This window comes from Desulfobacter latus (genome assembly GCF_013389365.1).
GTDB classification, from domain to species: Bacteria; Desulfobacterota; Desulfobacteria; order Desulfobacterales; family Desulfobacteraceae; genus Desulfobacter; species Desulfobacter latus.
Genome location: NZ_JACADJ010000187.1, coordinates 1 through 526, shown reverse-complemented (window position 1 = coordinate 526; position 526 = coordinate 1). Strand labels below are relative to the sequence as shown.

At 35.7% G+C, this 526-nt stretch carries 2 protein-coding genes; one reads left to right on the top strand and one right to left on the bottom strand.

Annotated elements, in window-relative coordinates; all coding sequences use genetic code 11:
• Positions 1 to 202, top strand: a 202-nt coding sequence (locus tag HXW94_RS20630; RefSeq protein ID WP_218576829.1) for a hypothetical protein, incomplete at its 5' end; no start/stop codon positions are given.
• Between the two features lie 8 nt (positions 203 to 210).
• On the opposite strand, the gene HXW94_RS20625 is transcribed toward HXW94_RS20630, so the two are convergent.
• On the bottom strand, positions 211 to 526 hold a 316-nt coding region (locus tag HXW94_RS20625), incomplete at its 5' end, for a hypothetical protein (RefSeq protein WP_218576828.1).

Here is a 526-nt window from a genome sequence, read left to right as displayed (position 1 = left end):
TCTCTGTTCGATAGTTTTAAAAAGTAAAAACAAGGTTTTTTTAGTTTGTCATTTAAATACAATGGTGTCCGTCTATTATGCTTTTTTAAATATTTTTGGCCTCCGAAAAAGACCGCTTCTCAACCCTTTGTTTATATGGCTGAAGAAAAAACTTGATGGTCGAGTGTCAGGTAATTCCCTCTGCACCAAAGAATTAGGTTAAATGATTTTTCAACTGGATATAGTACCCATTCGTAGCCCATATTTTACTTTTTGAGTCATCTTGTTATAAATTGATTCCGGCAGATCCAATAGATATAAAATTTTTCTTTGTACTTCATTGAGAGGTGAAATCTGTTCAAAATGTTGTCCGTTGGGTAAGTCTGTTATAAAAAAATCCATACCGTTGAATGCTTCGAGAAGCAAATCAACAGAAGGGCTAGCTGTACTGCGTCTCGGATTTCCAGGGTAAATGCCTTGAAGGGTATCTTGATCTTCCTGCAATTTTCGATGAACACAGAATTCAACAATTCCTATTGCACGCAAG